Consider the following 19,101-nt stretch of genomic DNA (forward strand, 5'->3'; position numbering starts at 1 on the left):
TTCAACAAAGTTATCCACAGGCATGGCGACGGACGTGGAAAACCATTCATGGATCATCGACTTAGGGTCACATTTGAAGTTTTACTTTAAGTTGATGTTGCGCCGCACACAGAGCCACCGCGCCAAGTCGACCCGCCGCCGCATGCACAACGAATGCGCAACTGCAGTGCACCACTCAGGGGGCTGCCGATGACCACCGGACAGCCCGCGGCTGTGGCGGATACGTTACAGACAACAACCTCCGCGGCGCCGCCTGAGCAATCGTTCACCGTCGCACGGGTCGCGTTGGATACCCCGGCCGACGACTGTTTCGATTACCTCGCCGACGAACCCGTCACGCCAGGCCAGCTGGTCGTCGTGCCGTTCGGCCGCCGTCATCTGGTCGGGGTTGTGATTGAACTGGGCACATCCTCCGATGTGCCCATCGACCGCCTCCGCCCGCTGGCCGGCAGGCTCGACTGGCTGACGCCGGTGAGTGCGGAATGGATCGCGCTGGCCCGATTCGCGGCGCGCTACTACCACCGACGTCTTGGCGAGGTGATCCTGCCGTCGCTTCCGCCGTCGCTGCGCGAATCCGACACGTGGGATCGCCTCGGCCAGCGCGCGCAGACCACGCAGTACCGGGTACGCCCGGGGCAGGCCGAGGCGCTCCTGGCCGCCGTGCCAGCGCGGGCCCGCACCGTCCACGCACTGGCGCAGGCGCTGGCGGCAACGGACAGCTGGATCGACTTGGCCGATGCGCGCGAACTATGCACCGCTGCGCCGGCGAGGCTGGGCGAATGGGCGGAGTCCGGTTGGGTGGAATCCGGCAACGTCGCCCGGCCGCTCCTGGAAATCGTGCCGGATCAGGCGCCGTCCGTGGCGCCGCCGCTCCATGACGAGCAACGCCAGGCCGTGGCTGCCATCGATGCGGCGGACGGATTCGCGGCGTTCCTGCTGCATGGTGTGACCGGCAGTGGCAAGACCGAGGTCTATCTGCATGCGATGGCCGGCATCCTGGCTGCCGACCCCGCCGCGCAGGTTCTGATGCTGGTGCCTGAAATCAACCTCACGCCGCAACTGCAGGCGCGCATCGCCGCGCGCTTCCCCCAGTGGCCGCTGGCCGTGCTGCACAGCGGACTGGCGGACCAGGAGCGCAGCCTGCAATGGCTGGCCGCACATCGCGGCGAGGCTCGCATCGTGCTGGGCACACGGATGGCCGTGATGGCCTCGATGCCACAGCTCAGCCTGATTGTCGTCGATGAAGAGCACGACACGTCATATAAGCAGCAGGAGGGCTTGCGCTATTCCGCGCGCGATCTCGCTGTGTGGCGTGCGAACCAGTTGAAGATTCCGATCGTGCTGGGTTCGGCGACGCCGTCGATGGAAACCTGGTTCCGCGCGGAGCAGGGGGCATACCGCAAACTCGTGCTGCGCGAGCGCGCACAGGCGGATGCCGCGCTGCCGGTGGTGAGGCTTGTCGACCTGAACCACGAGCGTCAGCGCCAGCGGCCACTCTACGAAGGCCTGTCGGTACCCCTGATCGATGCGATCCAGCAGCGGCTGGATCGCGGGCAGCAAAGCCTGCTGTTCCTGAACCGTCGCGGCTATGCGCCCGTCATCGCCTGCGACAGTTGCGGCTGGCTGTCAGGATGTCCGCGCTGCTCCGCGTACCTGGTGCTGCACCGGCCCGAGCGCCGGCTGCGTTGCCACCATTGCGGCCTGGAATCCCCGGTGCCGCATCACTGCCCGGATTGCGGCAATGTCGATATTGCGCCACTCGGGCGTGGCACGCAGCGCATCGAAGAAGCACTGGCTGCGCGTTTTCCACAGGCCCGCATCGCCCGGATCGACGCCGATTCGACCCGTCGCAAGGGTAGCGCCCAGGCCATGTTCGACGATGTCCACGCGGGGGAAGTCGATATCCTCGTCGGCACCCAGATGGTCGCCAAGGGCCACGACTTCCAGCGTGTGACGCTGGTTGGCATCGTCCATCCCGACGCGGCGATGTTCAGTCACGACTTCCGCGCGGCCGAGCATCTCTTCGCATCGCTGATGCAGGTTTCCGGCCGGGCGGGCAGGGCGGGGCTGGCCGGCGAAGTGCTGATCCAGACCCGCTATCCGGACGCCCCCGCATTGCAGGCCCTTGCCCGGCATGACTATGATGGATTCGCCGCCAGCCAGTTGCGCGAGCGGCGCCAGGCCGGGTTGCCCCCGTTCGCGTACCAGGTGCTGGTCACCGCCGAGCACGGGCAACTGGAACGTGCGCTGGCGTTCCTGCTGGCTGCACGCGAACAGGCCGATTCGTGCGCGATGGCGCCGGAGGTGCAACTGCACGATCCCGTGCCGATGTCGATGGTGCGGATATTCAACAAGGAGCGCGCCCAAATGCTGGTGGAGGCGGGTTCGCGTCCCGTACTGCAACGTTTCGTTAGCGAGTGGGTGCAAACATTCGATCAGGTTGCCGCACGGGTCAAGGGTGTGCGCTGGCAACTCGAAATCGATCCGCTGCGGATTTGACGGATGCGTGGAATGTGGCGTGCGTGCAACCGTTGCACCATCGCCGTGCTAAGGGGTTGCACTAGGTTGCACCCATGGATTTGCCGAGAGTAAGATCGTGCCAGCCCCGGAAGCTGCGGGACCCTGCGCGCCCGTTGCGTGCCGGTAGAACCCGCTGCCTTTCCCGCCTTACGGAGAATTGCTCGCATGGCCACCACTACCCTCGGCGTCAAGCTCGACGACGCGTCGCGCGACCGCCTCAAGCGCGTCGCCCAATCCATCGACCGCACGCCGCACTGGCTTATCAAGCAGGCGATCTTCACGTACCTGGAGCAAGTCGAGCGCGGCCACCTGCCGCACGAAGCGGGTCCGGGCGCCACGTCGGAGACCGACGCCGCCGATGCCGCCGAGATGACGCAGGGCGATGCCGCGCCGCAGCCTTTCCTCGAATTCGCGCAGAGCATCCAGCCACAGTCCGTGTTGCGCGCGGCGATCACCTCGGCCTACCGTCGCCCGGAAAACGAGTGTGTGCCGGTGTTGCTCGAGCAGGCCCGGCTACCCCAGATCCAGGGGGAGGCCGCCATCAAGATGGCGAAGACGCTGGCCCAGCGCCTGCGTGAACAGAAGGTAGGTACTGGTCGCGAAGGACTGGTGCAGGGCCTGATCCAGGAATTCTCGCTGTCGTCGCAGGAAGGCGTGGCGCTGATGTGCCTGGCCGAGGCGCTGCTGCGTATCCCCGACAAGGCCACGCGCGATGCGCTGATCCGCGACAAGATCAGCGGCGCCAACTGGCAGTCGCACCTGGGCCAGAGCCCGTCGCTGTTCGTCAATGCCGCCACCTGGGGCCTGCTGCTGACCGGCAAGCTGGTGGCCACGCATACGGAAGCCGGCCTGTCGAAGGCGCTGACCCGCATCATCGGCAAGGGCGGCGAGCCGCTGATCCGCAAGGGCGTGGACATGGCGATGCGCCTGATGGGCGAACAGTTCGTGACCGGCGAAACGATTTCCGAGGCGCTCGCCAACGCGCGCAAGTACGAAGCCGAAGGCTTCCGCTATTCCTACGACATGCTGGGCGAGGCCGCGATGACCGAAGCCGATGCCCGGCGCTACCTGGCATCGTACGAGCAGGCCATCCACGCGATCGGCCAGGCCTCGCGCGGCCGTGGCATCTACGAAGGCCCGGGCATCTCGATCAAGCTGTCGGCGCTGCATCCGCGCTACAGCCGCGCGCAACATGAACGCGTGGTCACCGAGCTCTACGCCCGCCTGAAGTCCCTGACGCTGCTGGCCCGCCAGTACGACATCGGCATCAATATCGATGCCGAGGAAGCCGACCGCCTGGAAATCTCGCTGGACCTGCTGGAGCGCCTGTGCTTCGAGCCCGAGCTGGCCGGCTGGAACGGCATCGGCTTCGTGGTGCAGGGCTACCAGAAGCGTTGCCCGTTCGTGATCGACTACCTGATCGACCTGGCCCGCCGCAGCCGCCATCGCCTGATGATCCGCCTGGTCAAGGGCGCCTACTGGGATAGCGAAATCAAGCGCGCCCAGGTGGATGGGCTGGAGGGCTACCCGGTCTACACGCGCAAGGTCTATACGGATGTGTCGTACCTGGCCTGCGCGCGCAAGCTGCTGTCCGTGCCGGACGCGATTTATCCACAGTTCGCCACGCACAACGCGCACACGCTGTCGGCCATCTACCAGATTGCGGGCCACAGCTACTATCCCGGCCAGTACGAGTTTCAGTGCCTGCACGGCATGGGCGAGCCGCTGTATGACCAGGTCGTCGGCCCCGTGGCGGACGGCAAGTTCAACCGCCCGTGCCGCATCTACGCACCCGTGGGTACACACGAGACGCTGCTGGCGTACCTGGTGCGCCGTCTGCTGGAAAACGGCGCCAACACGTCGTTCGTGAACCGCATTGCCGACGACACGATCTCGCTCGACGAACTCGTGGCCGACCCGGTTGCCGTGGTGGAGGCGATGCATCGCGACGAAGGCGTGCTCGGCCAGCCCCACCCCCGCATTGCGCAACCGCGCGGGCTGTACGGCAAGTCGCGCGCCAATTCGGCCGGTATCGATCTTTCGAACGAGCATCGCCTGGCGTCGCTCTCGTCGGCCTTGCTGGCCGGCACCAGCGACACCGTGCGCGCCGAGCCGCTGCTGGGCGCCGAGGTGCCACGCGCCGACGCCACGTTCGCACCAGTACTGAACCCGGCCGATCACCGCGACGTGGTGGGCCAGGTCAGCGAAGCCACGCCCGCCGAGATCGAGGCCGCGCTGGCCGCCGCCGTCAACGTGGCGCCGATCTGGCAGGCCACGCCGCCCGAGGTCCGCGCCGCCGCGCTGGAGCGCGCCGCCGACCTGATGGAAGCGCAGATGCAGTCCCTGATGGGCACGATCATGCGCGAGGCCGGCAAGACGTTCTCCAACGCCATCGCCGAAGTCCGCGAGGCCGTGGACTTCCTGCGCTACTACGCTGTGCAGGTGCGCGAGACCTTCTCGAACGACACGCATCGCCCGCTGGGCCCGGTGGTCTGCATCAGCCCGTGGAACTTCCCGCTGGCGATCTTCACCGGCCAGGTGGCCGCCGCGCTGGCTGCCGGTAATCCGGTGCTGGCCAAGCCGGCCGAACAGACCCCGCTGATCGCCGCGCAGGCCGTGCGCCTGCTGCGCGAAGCCGGCGTGCCGGCCGGTGCCGTGCAACTGCTGCCGGGCCGTGGCGAAACCGTCGGCGCGATGCTGGTGGGCGATGCACGCGTCAAGGGCGTGATGTTCACGGGCTCCACCGAAGTCGCGCGGCTGTTGCAACGCAACGTGGCCGGCCGGCTGGACGCCGCGGGCCGGCCGATCCCGCTGATCGCCGAGACCGGCGGCCAGAACGCCATGATCGTGGATTCGTCGGCGCTCGCCGAACAGGTCGTGGGCGACGTCGTCTCGTCGGCGTTCGATTCCGCCGGTCAGCGCTGCTCCGCGCTGCGCGTGCTGTGTCTGCAGGAAGACGTGGCGGACCGCATCCTGGAAATGCTCAAGGGGGCGATGGGCGAACTGACGCTGGCCAATCCGGATCGCCTGTCGACCGACGTGGGTCCGGTGATCGACGAAGAAGCGCGCGGCAACATCGTCCGCCATATCGAGGCGATGCGCGCCAAGGGCCGTTGTGTTCACCAGGCCGATGCCGGCGCCGCGCAATCGGCCGCCTGCCGTCATGGCACTTTCGTGCCGCCGACGCTCATCGAACTGGACAGCCTCGAGGAACTGCAGCGCGAGGTCTTCGGGCCGGTGCTGCACGTGGTGCGATACCCGCGCGCAGCCCTCGACACGATGATCGGCCAGATCAACGGCACCGGCTACGGCCTGACGCTGGGCATCCATACGCGGATCGATGAAACCATCGCCCGTATCGTCAACCGCGCCCACGTGGGCAACCTGTACGTGAACCGGAATATCGTCGGCGCCGTGGTGGGCGTGCAGCCGTTCGGCGGCGAAGGCCTGTCCGGCACCGGCCCCAAGGCGGGCGGCCCGCTGTACCTGCACCGCCTGCTGTCGGTCTGCCCGCAGGACGCCGTGGTGCGGGTGGTGCGCGCGGCGGATGTCGCCGGGGGCACGGCGCCCGCGCCGCAAGCCCCGCTCTCGCCGGAACTGGCGGCCCTCAAGACCTGGGCCCAGGGCAACAGCCCGGAGCTGGCCGCCGCCTGTGACCGCTTTGCCGCCGCCAGCCCGTCCGGCCTGTCCGTGACGCTGCCCGGCCCGACCGGCGAGCGCAACACCTATTCCCTGCTGCCGCGCGAGCGCGTGCTGTGCCTGGCTCAGCAGGAAGCCGACCTGGCCGTGCAACTGGCCGCGGTATTGGCCGTGGGCGCGGAGGCGTTGTGGCCGGACACCACACTGGCAAAGAGCCTGTTGGCGCGGCTGCCCCAGGCAGTACAATCGCGCGTCCGCCTGGTCACCGACTGGATGGCCGCGGACACCGGCATCGACGCGGTGCTGCATCACGGCGATTCCGACCAGCTTCGTACCGTCTGCGAACAGGTGGCGACGCGGCCCGGTCCGATTGTCGGCGTGCAGGGGCTTGCCCACGGTGAACCGAATGTCGCGCTGGAGCGTTTGTTGATCGAGCGTTCGCTGTCCGTCAATACGGCGGCGGCGGGCGGCAATGCAAGTCTGATGACGATCGGCTGAGTCCACCCCGGCTGACGTGTCATCGAAGTGCGTGGCGGGGGCCGGCGATCCTGACCCCGTCGCGCAACCCAGGAACGGAGCGGTGCTGCCAACGCCGACCCGCAAAAATGCCGACACCGGCACCATATGGCACCCTATGGGACCCAAGGAGAACTGATGAGCTCGACATTCCAAAAGACGGCCATGACCGTTGCCATGGCCTTCGCCGGCCTGACCACCGCCTCGGCCGCATTCGCGCAGGCACAGGAAATCAAGCTGGGCTTTGCCGCCCCGATGACCGGCGGCCAGGCCCAGTACGGCAAGGACATGCAGAACGGCGTTGTCCTCGCCATCGAGGACATGAACGCCACCAAGCCGAAGATCGGCGGCAAGGATGTCAAGTTCGTGCTGGTCTCCGAAGACGACCAGGCCGATCCGAAGACCGGTTCCGTGGTGGCCCAGAAGCTGGTGGATTCCGGCATCCAGGGCATGCTCGGTCACTTCAACTCGGGCACCAGCATCCCGGCGTCGATGGTCTATAACCGCGCCGGCATTCCGCAGATCGCCATGGCGACCGCGCCCGAGTACACCAAGCAAGGCTTCAAGACCACGTTCCGCATGATGACCTCCGACACCCAGCAGGGTTCGGTGATCGGCGCCTTCGTGGTGAAGAAGCTGGGTGCCAAGAACATCGCCATCGTCGATGACCGCACCGCCTACGGCCAGGGCCTGGCCGACGAGTTCGAGAAGGCCGCCAAGGCCGCCGGCGGCAAGATCGTGCGCCGCGAGTTCACCAACGACAAGGCGGTGGACTTCAAGGCCGTGCTGACCAACATCAAGCGCAGCAACCCGGACGTGATCTTCTACGGCGGCGCCGAGACGCAGTCGGCCCCGATGGCCAAGCAGGTCAAGGAACTGGGCCTGAAGTCCCCGCTGGTGTCGGGCGAAATGTCCAAGACCGACAACTTCCTGAAGCTGGCCGGCAACGCTGCCGACGGCACCGTGGTGTCGCTGGCCGGCCTGCCGCTGGACCAGATGCCGGGTGGCGCGGCGTACGAGAAGAAGTACGAGAAGCGCTTCGGCAGCAAGGTGCAGACCTACTCGCCGTACGCCTATGACGGCGCCACCGCCATGATGACCGCCATGATCAAGGCCGGTTCGGCCGACCCGGCGCGTTACCTCCCGGTGCTGGCCGCAACCAGCATGCAGGGCGTGACGACCAAGACGCTGGCCTATGACGCCCGCGGCGACCTGAAGGACGGCGGCATCACCGTCTACAAGGTCGTGGACGGCAAGTGGACCGTGTTGGAAACCGTCGGCGGCAAGTAAGCCGGCCGACATCAGGCCCGCCGACTGGCTTTCCTCCGGCCGGCGCGGTTGCAGAACTGACGCCACCTCGCGGGGTGGCGTTTTTTATGGGCGCGGCCGCCACACACGCCGTGGAGCAGCCGACGTCGCGCTCCGCAACCGGAATCACACCGGTTTTTCCCCCTGTTTTCTCCATGGTGCGACGCGGCGATGGCGCATAATCCCGCCTTTGCATATTTCCAGAAGGAGCCGTCCGTGCAGGAAGTCCGTTACGAGCACGCGATCGCGCTAGCCAACGCGGAGCGCTATGACGAGGCGCTGCGGATTGCCGACCAGCTCTGGGAGGCCCACCCCGAAGTCGTGGACTATGCCGCGCTGCGCGCGCAATTGCACGCCGATCGGGGGGATACGCCGGCCGCGCTGGCCACGCTCGACGAGGCGATGGCCAAGCTCCCGTCCCTGCCGCTGGAGCCGGTCCACCGCTGGGCGTCGCGCGGCGCGCTGGCGCACCTCCACGGCACGCTACTGATGCGCGCGGGCCGGGATTCCGAGGCTCTGCCATGGCTGCATGAGGCTTCGCGGCGCAACGGACTGGCTTCCGGGGAATGGGCCGCGCACTTCTACGCCGGCTTTGTTGCCTTCCGTCTCAACGATTTCCCGCTGGCCGGCCGCTACTGGCACGACCTGCTGTATCGCGCGCCAGACCTCGGGGCCTCGGACATCCTGCCACTCGTGCAGGACTATGTCGTGCGCGCCGACGACGCCGGCCAGCTCGGCGAGCCGCTGCTGCGCATTTGCCTCGGGCGGATTGCGCTGGATTCCCCGGAATTGCTCGACCTCACCCCCGAAGCCGGCGATGCGCTGGCGGCCGCGCAGGCCGAGCGTGTGCTGGCCGAGCAAGCCGACCATCCCGAAGCGCGCCGGCTGCGCGCGCCCCTGCGGCTGGGCAGTGATCGCGTCGGAGCGCTCGATGACCTCGCCACCTATCTTCGCCAGCGCCCGGACCCGCAGGCACAGGTACGCGAACTGACCTGGCGCCACCAGGCCAACGCGTCCACCGCACCCGGCACACCCGTGCCGCCGCCGGCGTGGAGCAGCTTTGCCATGACCGCCGACGCCGATGACGGTGCGGCGTACTTCCACGCGGCCACCGCGCTCGGCGCATTCATCGACGAGGTGCCGCAATCCGAGGCCACGCTCAAGCCGGTGATGGAGTTGGCCTGCCGCAAGGGCCTGGAGCGCTTCGAGGCGTACTTCGCCACGGGCGAGGGGGATGCGGACGGGCATGGCGGCAATGCCGATCCGCACCTCTATTCGATGCTGTGCCGCCTGCTGGCGCGCACGATGCCGGCGGACGCCACGCATCTCGACGAAAAGATCGCACTGCATCGGCAGGGCATGGTGGCCAGCGATTTCATCGACCACTGGATCGACCTGCTCGATGCCTACGCGTCAGCGGGCCAGCCCCAGCAGGTGGTGGATCTCGCCGGCCAGGTGCTGAACCGCTACCCGGTGGAGCGCAACCCGGCGGACGTGACCTGGGCGTTCAGCCGTCTGGTGGCGGCATGGGGTGCCATCGGCGGGCGGGAGCCGACCGAATCCGCCAGCGCCGCGCTCACGCATATGGACGCGCGGCTGGATGCGCTGCCGGTCGAGGCGCGCAGTGAAGCCGCCCACGCGATGGCCCATGCGCGTGCGCACTACGCGGCGCTGTTGCAGTCCGGCATGGCGACGATGGACGAACACGACAAGACCGACGCGACGGCGGAGCTGGAAACGCTGCAGCGCCGCGCCTTGCTGGTGGAGGACGCGTGGCTGTTCAACCGCTTTGGCCAGATCTGGCGTGACCTCGGCGACACCGAACGCGCGCTGCCGCTGTTCGAGCAGGCCGTGTCCCTGACGGAAGGTGACCCCGCCGACCAGGCGCCGCCGCGCGTGCAGCGGGCGAAGCTCTACGTCGCCGCGGAGCGCTTCCCCGAGGCCCTGACCGATTTCCAGATGGCCCTGGCCGCGCGGGATGACTGGGACGCCGAGACGTATCTCAATGCGGTGCAGGCGGCACTCGGAATGGGGCAGCGCGAGACTGCCCTGACGTGGTTCGAGCGCGCCCGCACGCAAGGTGCCGAGACCGGTCGCACGCGGGGACTCTATGCCAAGGTCGAGGCCGGCCTGAAGGCGACGCGTCCGAAATGGAAGCTGTGGGGCGTATAGCGCGCATGGTGACCCGGGCGGGGCGGCAGGGCCCGACCCGATTCTGAATTTTGAAAGTCCTACAAAAACGCCATCCATGGAGATGGCGTTTTTTCTTTTGATTTGACGAATGTTGCCGGCACATTGCGAGCAGTGTCGGACAAACCCCGACACGGAAATGCAAGTGCTTCCGTTACCATGTCGGCCATGAATGGATTGAGCCAACTATTTCCCTCCTTGCCGCTGGCGCCGGGCGGCCTGTTCTGGGTGGGTCTCGCGCTGGTGGGCGCGGGCCTGGCCGGAGAGGTCTGCCGCCGCTGGCTGGGCTGCCCGCGCATCGTCGGCTACGCCGTCATTGGACTGTTCGCCGGCATGCTCGGCCGCAGCATCGTCGACGAGAACATGATTGCGCAGACGCGCATCCTGATCGACATGGCGCTGGCGCTGGCGTTGTTCGAACTCGGGCACCGCCTGTCGCTGTCCTGGCTGCGCGCCAACCGCTGGCTATTGTTTACGAGCGCGGCCGAGAGCCTGCTGACGTGGGGCCTCGTGTCCACGGTACTGCAATGGCTCGGGGCGTCGCCCGGCGTGGCGATCCTCGCGGGCGGGATCGCGGTCAGCACCTCGCCGACGATCGTGCTGCAGCTCAAGAACGAGCTGCGCGCCGAAGGCCAGGTCACCGAGCGCCTGATGGCGATGTCGGCGCTGAACAGCATCTACGCGGCGGCGATCGTGCAGGTGGCCACCGGCTGGCTGCACTCGGAGTATGGCAACCTGGGCGCCGCATTGCTGCATCCGTTGTACCTGCTGGTGGGTTCGTGCCTGCTGGCATGGGTGGTCGGCAAGCTGGGACATGCGCTCTATGCGCGCATGTCCGCCGACGATCACTACAGTTTCCTGGTGCTGGTGGGGCTCGTCCTGTTCACGCTGGCGCTGACCCGCGTCCTAAAATTGTCCATGCCGCTGACGCTGATGCTGGCGGGCGTGGTCTTCAAGCATCAGGACCGTCAGCCGCACGTATGGCCCACGCACTTCGGCAGCGCGGGCAGCTTGCTGATCATTGTGATGGTGGTGTCGCTGGGCCTGCCGCTGACCGCGCGCGACTGGGTGATCGGCGGCTCACTGGCCGTCGCGCTGGTGGTGCTGCGTCATGTGGCCAAGCTGGTGGGTGTGGTGTCGCTCGGCTCGTTTTCAGGCCTGAGCCTGCGCCAGTGCATGGCGCTGGGCCTGGCGCTGGCGCCGATGTCCGGCCTGGCCTACCTGCTCATGAGCGATGTGGCGCGGCTGTATCCGGGCACGGGCGCGCCGCTGACGTCGATCATCCTGTGCGCGCTGGCCATCGAACAACTGCTGGGCCCGATCATCGCGGCCTGGGCGCTGCGCTACGCAGGCGAGGCGCGCGAAAATGGAGGAGGGCGCTGATGTCGCTCGAACCGTTCAAGCACTCGGAGGCGCTGACCTTCGGCGTCGAGCTGGAACTACAGCTCGTCAACCGGCACGACTATGACCTCGCGCCGTTTGCCCCGGACCTGCTGCGGGCGCTCAAGGGGGCGCAGCATGCCGGCGACATCAAGCCCGAGATCAGCCCGTCAATGATCGAGATCAGCACCGGCATCTGCCACGACTATGCGCAGGCGCTGGAAGAGCTGACCGTCATGCGCGACCTGATGGTCAATGCGTCGCGGTCCCTGAATCTTGGTATTTGCGGCGGCGGCACGCACCCGTTCCAGCAATGGTCGGATCGCACGATTTCCGACTCGCCGCGCTACCAGTACATCTCCGAACTCTACGGCTACCTCGCCAAGCAGTTCACGGTGTTCGGCCAGCACGTGCACATCGGCTGCCCCAGCGCGGACGAGTCGCTGTTCCTGTTGCATGCCATCGGCCGCTACGTGCCGCATTTCATTGCGCTGGCGGCGTCGTCACCCTATGTGCAGGGCGTGGATACCGGCTTTGCGTCGGCGCGCCTGAATTCGGTGGCGGCCTTCCCGATGAGCGGCCGCGCGCCGCACGTGCTGACGTGGGACGCCTTCACGGCGTACTTCAACAAGATGCGCAACACGGGCGTGATCGAGAGCATGAAGGACTTCTACTGGGATATCCGTCCCAAACCGGAGTTCGGCACGATCGAGGTGCGCGTGATGGACACGCCGCTCACGGTGCAGCGCGCGTGCGATATCGCCGCCTATATCCAGGCGCTGGCGCGCTATCTGTTGCTGTCGCGTCCCTTCATGCCGCAGGAGGACGACTACCTCGTCTACACGTTCAACCGCTTCCAGGCGTGCCGCTTCGGGCTGGAGGGCGAGTACGTGCATCCGAACGAACTCACGCGCATGCCGATTGCCGATCACATCCTGTCAATCTGCGATGCGCTGGTGCCGCATGCGGAAGCCTTGGGGTCGCTGCCGGCGCTGGCCAACATCCGGGCGCTGGCGGCCAGCCGTGACAACGATGCGCATTGGGTTCGCACGGTGGACGCCGATGCGCACAGCCTGCGCGAGACCGTGCGGCGGACGTGCGAAAGCTGGGAGTCCTGACGGCAGACAGCGCCCGTGGTGCTACGCCGGATAGACGGGCTCGCAGCGGACATCGGTCTTGACCGAGTTCGCGATGAAGCAGGCGTCGTGGGCTGCGTGGTGCAGGTGGTCGATGTCCTCGCGCGTCGGCCGATGCGCGCCGGAGAACACGACGTCCGGCCGCAGCGTGACCACGGTCATGGCCATGCGGCCTTCGGCGTTCTTTTCCATCCGGCCGATCGCCTTGTCCTCGTAGCGATCGACGCAGAAGCGCTGTTTTGCCGCCAGCGACAGAAACCACAGCATGTGGCACGCCGACAGCGAGGCGATAAACGCCTCCTCGGGATCCACCGCGTTCGCGTCGGACATCGGCAGCGGCACCACGTGGGGCGATGACGACCCGGGCACCTCGATGCCGCCGTCGAAGCGCAGCAGATGCCTGCGGCTGTAGCGGTTGCCGAGGAAGTCCTCTTCGTTGCGTTGCCACAGGACTTCGGCGGTGTACTCGGACATGCGTGTGACTCCGTTTTGGCAGGAAAGGACGTTGCGCGGTCACGCGCCGTGCGGCACGCTTTCGCCATCCCGGCCGGTGACGAGCCCGAGGCGCTGGTTGGCCGGCACGGCCACGTCGATCATCTTCGGGCGCGGCAGGTTCAGCCCGCGCATCATCGTGATGAATTCGTCGCGTGTGCGGCCGGCCACGCGGCTGTTGTGCGCGCGCTCATGGCCGATGGTGGATTCGGTGCGGCCCTTGTAGTCGTGCGCCGGGTAGACGCGCGTATCGTCGGGCAACCGGAAAAGCTTCTGCGTCAGGCTGTCGAACAGCGTGCCAGCGTCGCCGGACTGGAAATCGGTGCGGCCGCAACCGTCGATCAGCAAGGCGTCACCGGTAAAGATGCGCCGAACCATGCCGTCTGGCGTTGGCTCCTCCCAGAGATAGCTCATGCTGCCGGCCGTGTGGCCCGGCGTGTGGATCGCGCGCAGGACCTGATTGCCGAATGTGACGGTGTCGCCGTCGATCAGTTGTTTCTGCGCGGGCTTGATGTCGCAGCCCGATGGCGCCGCGGTGTGGGCGCCGGTCTGCACGGCAAGGCGGCCGGCCGAGGTGATGTGGTCCGCGTGCGCGTGAGTTTCGATCACCCATTTCAGCCGGACGCCGGCGTCCGCCAGCACGGCCAGGTCGCGCTCGTATTGCCGGTCGACGGGGTCGATCAGCAAGCCTTCGCGCGTATCGGCATCGACCAGCAGGTAGGTGAAGGTGGACGACGTCTCGTCGAACAGCTGATGGAAGGTCTGCATGGCCGTTTTCTTTTTGGCAAACCGGGGGTGTCGCCAATGATACGCCGGCCCGTAGGCACAATCGAGTGCGTCAGCACTCCACGATATTCACGGCCAGCCCGCCCCGCGCCGTCTCCTTGTACTTGGTCTTCATGTCCGCGCCCGTTTCCCGCATCGTCTTGATGACGGAGTCGAGCGACACATAGTGTGTGCCGTCGCCGCGCAACGCCATGCGCGACGCGTTGACCGCCTTCACTGACGCCATCGCATTGCGTTCGATGCACGGAATCTGGACCAGGCCGCCCACCGGGTCGCAGGTCAATCCGAGGTTGTGCTCCATACCGATCTCGGCGGCGTTCTCGACCTGCTCCGGCGTGCCGCCTAGCACCGCCGTCAGCGCGCCCGCCGCCATCGAGCAGGCCACACCCACTTCTCCCTGGCAGCCGACCTCGGCGCCCGAAATCGACGCGTTGAGCTTGTACAGCAGGCCGATTGCGCCCGCCGTCAGCAGGAAATCGACGACGCCCTCGCGGCTGGCGCCGGGCACGAAGCGGTCGTAGTAGTGCAGCACCGCCGGAATAATGCCCGCGGCGCCGTTGGTCGGCGCGGTGACCACGCGGCCACCGGCGGCGTTTTCCTCGTTGACCGCAATCGCATAGAGATTGACCCAGTCCATCACGGACAGCGGATCGGACAGCGTGCGCTCGGCGCGCTCGGTCAGGCTGCGGTAGAGCTCCGGAGCGCGGCGGCGTACCTTGAACGGCCCCGGCAGCACGCCATCGGTACGGCAACCGCGCACCACGCAGCGCTGCATCACATCCCAGATGTGCAGCAGGCCGTCGGTGACTTCGTTCTCGGGTCGCCACGCGAGCTCGTTTTCCATCATCAGGCGGGCGATGGACTTGCCGCTGGCATGCGCCATTTCCAGCATCGCCCGTCCGCTGCGGAACGGGTGGGGTAGTTGCTGCTCGGCGGCCAGCACGTGCGTATTGGGGGCCCCGGCCGTGACGACGAAACCACCGCCGACGGAGAGATAGCGTGCCTCGCGCAACGACGTGCCGCTGGCGTCGTACGCGTGGAACTTCATCCCGTTGGGGTGCTCGGCCAAGGCTTCGCGACGATAGAACGCAATGTGATCGCGCTCGACAAATGGCACGGCATGCTTGCCCAGCAGCGAGAGCGTCCGGCTGGCGCGCAGGGCGGCTAGCTTGCCGTCAATCGCGTCCGGGTCGACGGTGTCGGGTGTCTCGCCCATCAGGCCCAGAATCACGCCCTTGTCGGTCCCGTGGCCCTTGCCGGTCGCCCCAAGCGACCCATACAGTTCCGCGCGCACGCTGGCCACTTGCGGCAGCAGGCCATCGCGCTCCAGCCCGTGGGCAAACATCAGGGCGGCGCGCATCGGCCCCACGGTATGGGAGCTCGAGGGGCCGATACCCACCTTGAACAGATCGAAGACGCTGACAGCCACGGTGAACTCCTGGGATTGCGGTGTGGATCGGGGATCTGGATGGCGCGCCTCAGACGGAATCGTCGGAGCCGGGGTCGCCCCAGATCGATACGGCCCGGGGCGGCGGCGATACGGGTTCGGCCGGTTTCGCACGGACCTTCACCGACACCGTGCCATCTGTTTCCAGAATGGCGAAATGCACGTCCTGCGTGCCGTCGCAGCCAGCGTGGCGCAGGATCTTGTTCAGGTCGTCGCTCGAGATGCGTTCATGCCGCATCACGTCGCGGAATATCTTGCCGTTGTGGATCAGCACCCGGGGGCGTCCTTCGACCAGCACTTCCAGCCGCCGGCTGCGCCAGGTCAGGTAGGCCAGCGCCGCATTCGCGGCGACCAGCGTCGTGGCGAGGATCAGGCCCGCGCTGACCGAGTTGTCCCCGGCGTTCATGGCGTTCTGCACGGCGTTCGAAATCACCAGCAGCAGCACCAGGTCGAACGGCGTGAGCTGGCCGATCTGGCGCTTGCCCGAGAGGCGCAGCAGCGCCAGTATCGCGCCGTACACGATCAGCCCGCGCAGGACGAATTCCCACCAGGGGGCGCTGAGACTCCACATGTATGAGACCTCCGCTCAGGAGCGCGCCGGACGCCGGCGCTGGCCTTCTGAGCATAGCGCGTGGGCGGCATCCGCGTGAACCGGACACCGCCCGACCGGGCGCGTCAGTCCTGAGCGTACTCGCTCATCGGCACGCAGGCGCAGAACAGGTTGCGGTCGCCATACACGTTGTCGGCACGGCCAACCGGCGGCCAGTACTTCTGCGTGCGCAGCGAGGCAACCGGATAGGCCGCTTCCTCGCGCGTGTACGCCCGCGTCCACTCGTTCGCGGTGATGACGGCGGCCGTGTGCGGCGCGTTCCGGAGCGGGTTGTCCTCGCGGTCGAAGCTGCCGTCCTCCACGCGCGCGATCTCGGCACGGATGGCGATCATCGCATCGATGAAGCGGTCCAGCTCGTGCAGCGCCTCGCTCTCGGTCGGCTCGATCATCAGGGTGCCCGGCACCGGGAAGCTCATCGTCGGCGCGTGGAAGCCGTAGTCCATCAGGCGCTTGGCCACGTCCTCGTTGGAGATGCCCGTGTTCTTCTGCAGCGGCCGCAGGTCCAGGATGCACTCGTGCGCCACCAGGCCATGCTGACCCGCATACAGCACCGGGTAGTACGGCGACAGGCGCCGGGCCACGTAGTTGGCGGCGAGGATCGCGTTCTCGGTGGCGGCGGTCAGGCCGGCCGATCCCATCATCGCGATGTACATCCAGGAGATCGGCAGGATGCTGGCCGAGCCGAACGGCGCGGCGGACACGCCACCGATGCCGTTGTCGTCGCGGCGATAGCCCACGCTGTCCTGGTTCGGCAGGAAATCGGCCAGATGGGCACCCACGGCCACCGGACCCACGCCCGGGCCGCCACCGCCGTGCGGGATGCAGAAGGTCTTGTGCAGGTTCAGGTGGGACACGTCGCCGCCGAACTGGCCCGGCGCGGCGGTGCCGACCATGGCGTTCATGTTGGCGCCGTCCACGTACACCTGGCCACCGTGCTGATGCACGATGTCGCAGATCTGCTGCACGCCCGCCTCGAACACGCCGTGCGTGGACGGGTACGTGATCATGATCGCGGCCAGGTTCTTGCTGTGCTGCTCGGCCTTCTTCGCCAGATCGTCCAGGTCGACGTTGCCGTTGGCGTCGCACGCCACCACCACCACCTTCATGCCGGCCATCTGCGCCGAAGCCGGGTTGGTGCCGTGTGCCGACGACGGGATCAGGCAGATGTCGCGATGGGACTCGCCACGGCTGGCATGGTAGGCGTGGATGATCAGCAGGCCGGCGTATTCACCCTGCGATCCCGCGTTGGGCTGCAGGCTCACGGCGGCGTAGCCCGTGGCGGCACACAGCATGGCCTCGAGCTGGTCGATCATCTCGCGGTAACCCACGGTCTGGTCCAGCGGCGCGAACGGGTGGATCTTGCTGAATTCGGGCCACGTCACGGGGATCATCTCGCTCGTGGCGTTGAGCTTCATCGTGCAGGAGCCCAGCGGGATCATGGTGCGGTCCAGCGCCAGGTCCTTGTCGGCCAGCGAGCGCAGGTAGCGCAGCATCTCGTGCTCGGCGTGGTGCGTGTTGAACACCGGGTGCGTGAGGTAGGCGCTCTGGCGGGCCAGTGCGGCCGGGAAGCCGTCCTGCACCGAGGCCTCGGTCTTGTCGAAGTCGGGCACCGGCTTGCCGTGGGCGAAGATTTCCCACAGCGTGACGACGTCCTCGCGCGAGGCGGTCTCGTCGAGCGAGATCCCCACGCGCGTGGCGCCTGCATGACGCAGGTTGATGCCACGCTGCGTGGCCGTGGCGTGGAACGCGTCGGTGTTGAAGCCCGTCTCCAGCGTCAGCGTGTCGAAGAACGTCGCATTCAGCGGCGTGTGGCCCAGCGCCTTCAGGCCGGCGGCCAGCGTGGCGGTCAGGCGATGCACGCGCTGCGCGATGCGCTTGAGGCCTTGCGGGCCGTGGTAGACCGCGTACATCGACGCCATCACGCCCAGCAGTACCTGGGCGGTACAGATGTTCGAGGTGGCCTTCTCGCGGCGAATGTGCTGCTCGCGCGTCTGCAGGGCCAGGCGGTAGGCCTTGTTGCCCTGCGCGTCGATGGTCACGCCGACCAGCCGGCCCGGCATCGACCGCTTGAAGTCGTCCTTCACCGCCATGTACCCGGCGTGCGGGCCGCCAAAGCCCAGCGGCACGCCAAAGCGCTGCGAGTTGCCCACGGCCACGTCGGCGCCCCATTCGCCCGGTGCGGCGATCAGGGTCAGTGCCAGCAGGTCGGCGGCGGCGACCACCAGGCCACCGGCCGCGTGCACCGCGTCGGCAATCGCGCGGTAGTCGGCCACGTCACCGTTCACGCCCGGGTATTGCAGCAGCACCCCGAACGCGTGGGCCTGCGCGGCATCGGGGGCGGGGCCGACCTTCACCTCGATGCCCAGCGGCAGCGCGCGCGTGCGGACCACTTCCAGCGTTTGCGGCAGGACGTCGTCGGCCACGTAGAACGTGTTCGAGGCGTGTTTGTTCACGCGTTGCAGCAGCGTCATCGCCTCGGCGGCAGCGGTGCCTTCGTCGAGCATCGATGCGTTGGCGATGTCGAGGCCAGTCAGGTCGGTGACCATCTGCTGGAAGTTCAGCATCGCTTCCAGGCGGCCTTGCGAGATTTCGGGCTGGTACGGCGTGTAGGCCGTGTACCAGGCGGGGTTCTCGAAGATATTGCGCAGGATGACGCCCGGGGTGAGCGTGTTGTAGTAGCCCTGGCCGATAAAGCTCTTGAGAACCCGGTTCTTGCTCGCTAGGCCGCGCAGCTTGGCCAGCGCGGCTTCCTCGGTCAGCGGTTCGGTGAATTCGCCCAGCGGCATGCCGTCGCGGCGGCGGATGGCGGCGGGCACCACGGCATCGATCAGCGCGGCGCGGCTGTCATAGCCGAGCACCTTCAGCATGTGTTGCTGTTCGGGGCCGTCCGGGCCGATGTGGCGGGCGGCGAAGGCGTCGCGCGCCTCCAGTTCGGCCAGCGTGGGCCGTGTACCTTGGGCGGCAGCGTTCATGGGGAGCGGGGCGTTCATGGCAAGGGTCTCGTGGGTGCGCGGCGGCAGGTGGTCAGCCGTGCCGCCGCGCGGGCATCTTCAGGCGCCGTCTCCTGGCTCGGGAGC

At 67.3% G+C, this 19,101-nt stretch carries 11 protein-coding genes; 6 read left to right on the plus strand and 5 right to left on the minus strand.

Features of this window, described 5'->3' with window-relative positions; all coding sequences use genetic code 11:
- The first annotated feature begins 189 nt into the window (after window positions 1–189).
- The 6 genes from AC1DOX_RS12235 (at window position 190) to AC1DOX_RS12260 (ending at window position 12,671) form a co-directional block, all read left to right on the plus strand.
- Window positions 190–2,499: a primosomal protein N' gene (locus tag AC1DOX_RS12235; RefSeq protein ID WP_441618914.1), complete on the plus strand. Its 2,310-nt coding sequence runs from the start codon at window positions 190–192 to the stop codon at window positions 2,497–2,499.
- Window positions 2,500–2,685: 186 nt separating this feature from the next.
- Window positions 2,686–6,657 (plus strand): trifunctional transcriptional regulator/proline dehydrogenase/L-glutamate gamma-semialdehyde dehydrogenase, encoded by a 3,972-nt coding sequence (putA, locus tag AC1DOX_RS12240; RefSeq protein ID WP_441618916.1) that lies wholly within the window; start codon window positions 2,686–2,688, stop codon window positions 6,655–6,657.
- A gap of 156 nt (window positions 6,658–6,813) precedes the next feature.
- Window positions 6,814–7,965: a branched-chain amino acid ABC transporter substrate-binding protein gene (locus AC1DOX_RS12245; RefSeq protein WP_441618918.1), complete on the plus strand. Its 1,152-nt coding sequence runs from the start codon at window positions 6,814–6,816 to the stop codon at window positions 7,963–7,965.
- Window positions 7,966–8,154: 189 nt separating this feature from the next.
- On the plus strand, window positions 8,155–10,155 hold the full coding sequence (locus AC1DOX_RS12250; RefSeq protein ID WP_441618920.1) for a hypothetical protein: 2,001 nt from the start codon (window positions 8,155–8,157) through the stop codon (window positions 10,153–10,155).
- A gap of 186 nt (window positions 10,156–10,341) precedes the next feature.
- A complete protein-coding gene (locus AC1DOX_RS12255; RefSeq protein ID WP_092138626.1) occupies window positions 10,342–11,556 on the plus strand; it encodes a cation:proton antiporter in 1,215 nt (404 codons plus the stop codon).
- Complete coding sequence (locus AC1DOX_RS12260) at window positions 11,556–12,671, plus strand: YbdK family carboxylate-amine ligase (RefSeq protein ID WP_441618923.1); 1,116 nt, start codon at window positions 11,556–11,558, stop codon at window positions 12,669–12,671. The genes AC1DOX_RS12255 and AC1DOX_RS12260 overlap by 1 nt, the downstream gene beginning before the upstream one ends.
- 21 nt (window positions 12,672–12,692) lie before the next feature.
- On the opposite strand, the gene AC1DOX_RS12265 is transcribed toward AC1DOX_RS12260, so the two are convergent.
- The 5 genes from AC1DOX_RS12265 to gcvP form a co-directional block, all read right to left on the minus strand.
- The gene (locus AC1DOX_RS12265; protein ID WP_441618925.1) at window positions 12,693–13,163 is read right to left on the minus strand and encodes an OsmC family protein; all 471 of its coding nucleotides are present in this window, start codon (window positions 13,161–13,163) and stop codon (window positions 12,693–12,695) included.
- 39 nt (window positions 13,164–13,202) lie between these two features.
- A complete protein-coding gene (locus AC1DOX_RS12270; RefSeq protein ID WP_441618927.1) occupies window positions 13,203–13,949 on the minus strand; it encodes an MBL fold metallo-hydrolase in 747 nt (248 codons plus the stop codon).
- 70 nt (window positions 13,950–14,019) lie between these two features.
- Window positions 14,020–15,396, minus strand: coding sequence for an L-serine ammonia-lyase (locus AC1DOX_RS12275; RefSeq protein ID WP_441618929.1), 1,377 nt, complete (start codon window positions 15,394–15,396; stop codon window positions 14,020–14,022).
- Between the two features lie 49 nt (window positions 15,397–15,445).
- Window positions 15,446–15,985 (minus strand): DUF421 domain-containing protein, encoded by a 540-nt coding sequence (locus AC1DOX_RS12280; protein WP_441618931.1) that lies wholly within the window; start codon window positions 15,983–15,985, stop codon window positions 15,446–15,448.
- A 104-nt stretch (window positions 15,986–16,089) separates the two neighbouring features.
- Complete coding sequence (gcvP, locus tag AC1DOX_RS12285) at window positions 16,090–19,014, minus strand: aminomethyl-transferring glycine dehydrogenase (protein ID WP_441618933.1); 2,925 nt, start codon at window positions 19,012–19,014, stop codon at window positions 16,090–16,092.
- Window positions 19,015–19,101: the final 87 nt, after the last annotated feature.

The sequence above is a fragment of the Cupriavidus sp. 01L415 genome, from assembly GCF_056400065.1.

Excerpts from the sequence above, each read along its gene's own strand:
- AC1DOX_RS12235 (WP_441618914.1), top strand. The coding sequence starts at position 190 with ATGACCACCGGACAGCCCGCGGCTGTGGCGGATACGTTACAGACAACA.
- putA (WP_441618916.1), top strand. The coding sequence starts at position 2,686 with ATGGCCACCACTACCCTCGGCGTCAAGCTCGACGACGCGTCGCGCGAC.
- AC1DOX_RS12245 (WP_441618918.1), top strand. The coding sequence starts at position 6,814 with ATGAGCTCGACATTCCAAAAGACGGCCATGACCGTTGCCATGGCCTTC.
- AC1DOX_RS12250 (WP_441618920.1), top strand. The coding sequence starts at position 8,155 with ATGGCGCATAATCCCGCCTTTGCATATTTCCAGAAGGAGCCGTCCGTG.
- AC1DOX_RS12255 (WP_092138626.1), top strand. The coding sequence starts at position 10,342 with ATGAATGGATTGAGCCAACTATTTCCCTCCTTGCCGCTGGCGCCGGGC.
- AC1DOX_RS12260 (WP_441618923.1), top strand. The coding sequence starts at position 11,556 with ATGTCGCTCGAACCGTTCAAGCACTCGGAGGCGCTGACCTTCGGCGTC.
- AC1DOX_RS12265 (WP_441618925.1), bottom strand. The coding sequence starts at position 13,163 with ATGTCCGAGTACACCGCCGAAGTCCTGTGGCAACGCAACGAAGAGGAC.
- AC1DOX_RS12270 (WP_441618927.1), bottom strand. The coding sequence starts at position 13,949 with ATGCAGACCTTCCATCAGCTGTTCGACGAGACGTCGTCCACCTTCACC.
- AC1DOX_RS12280 (WP_441618931.1), bottom strand. The coding sequence starts at position 15,985 with ATGTGGAGTCTCAGCGCCCCCTGGTGGGAATTCGTCCTGCGCGGGCTG.
- gcvP (WP_441618933.1), bottom strand. The coding sequence starts at position 19,014 with ATGAACGCCCCGCTCCCCATGAACGCTGCCGCCCAAGGTACACGGCCC.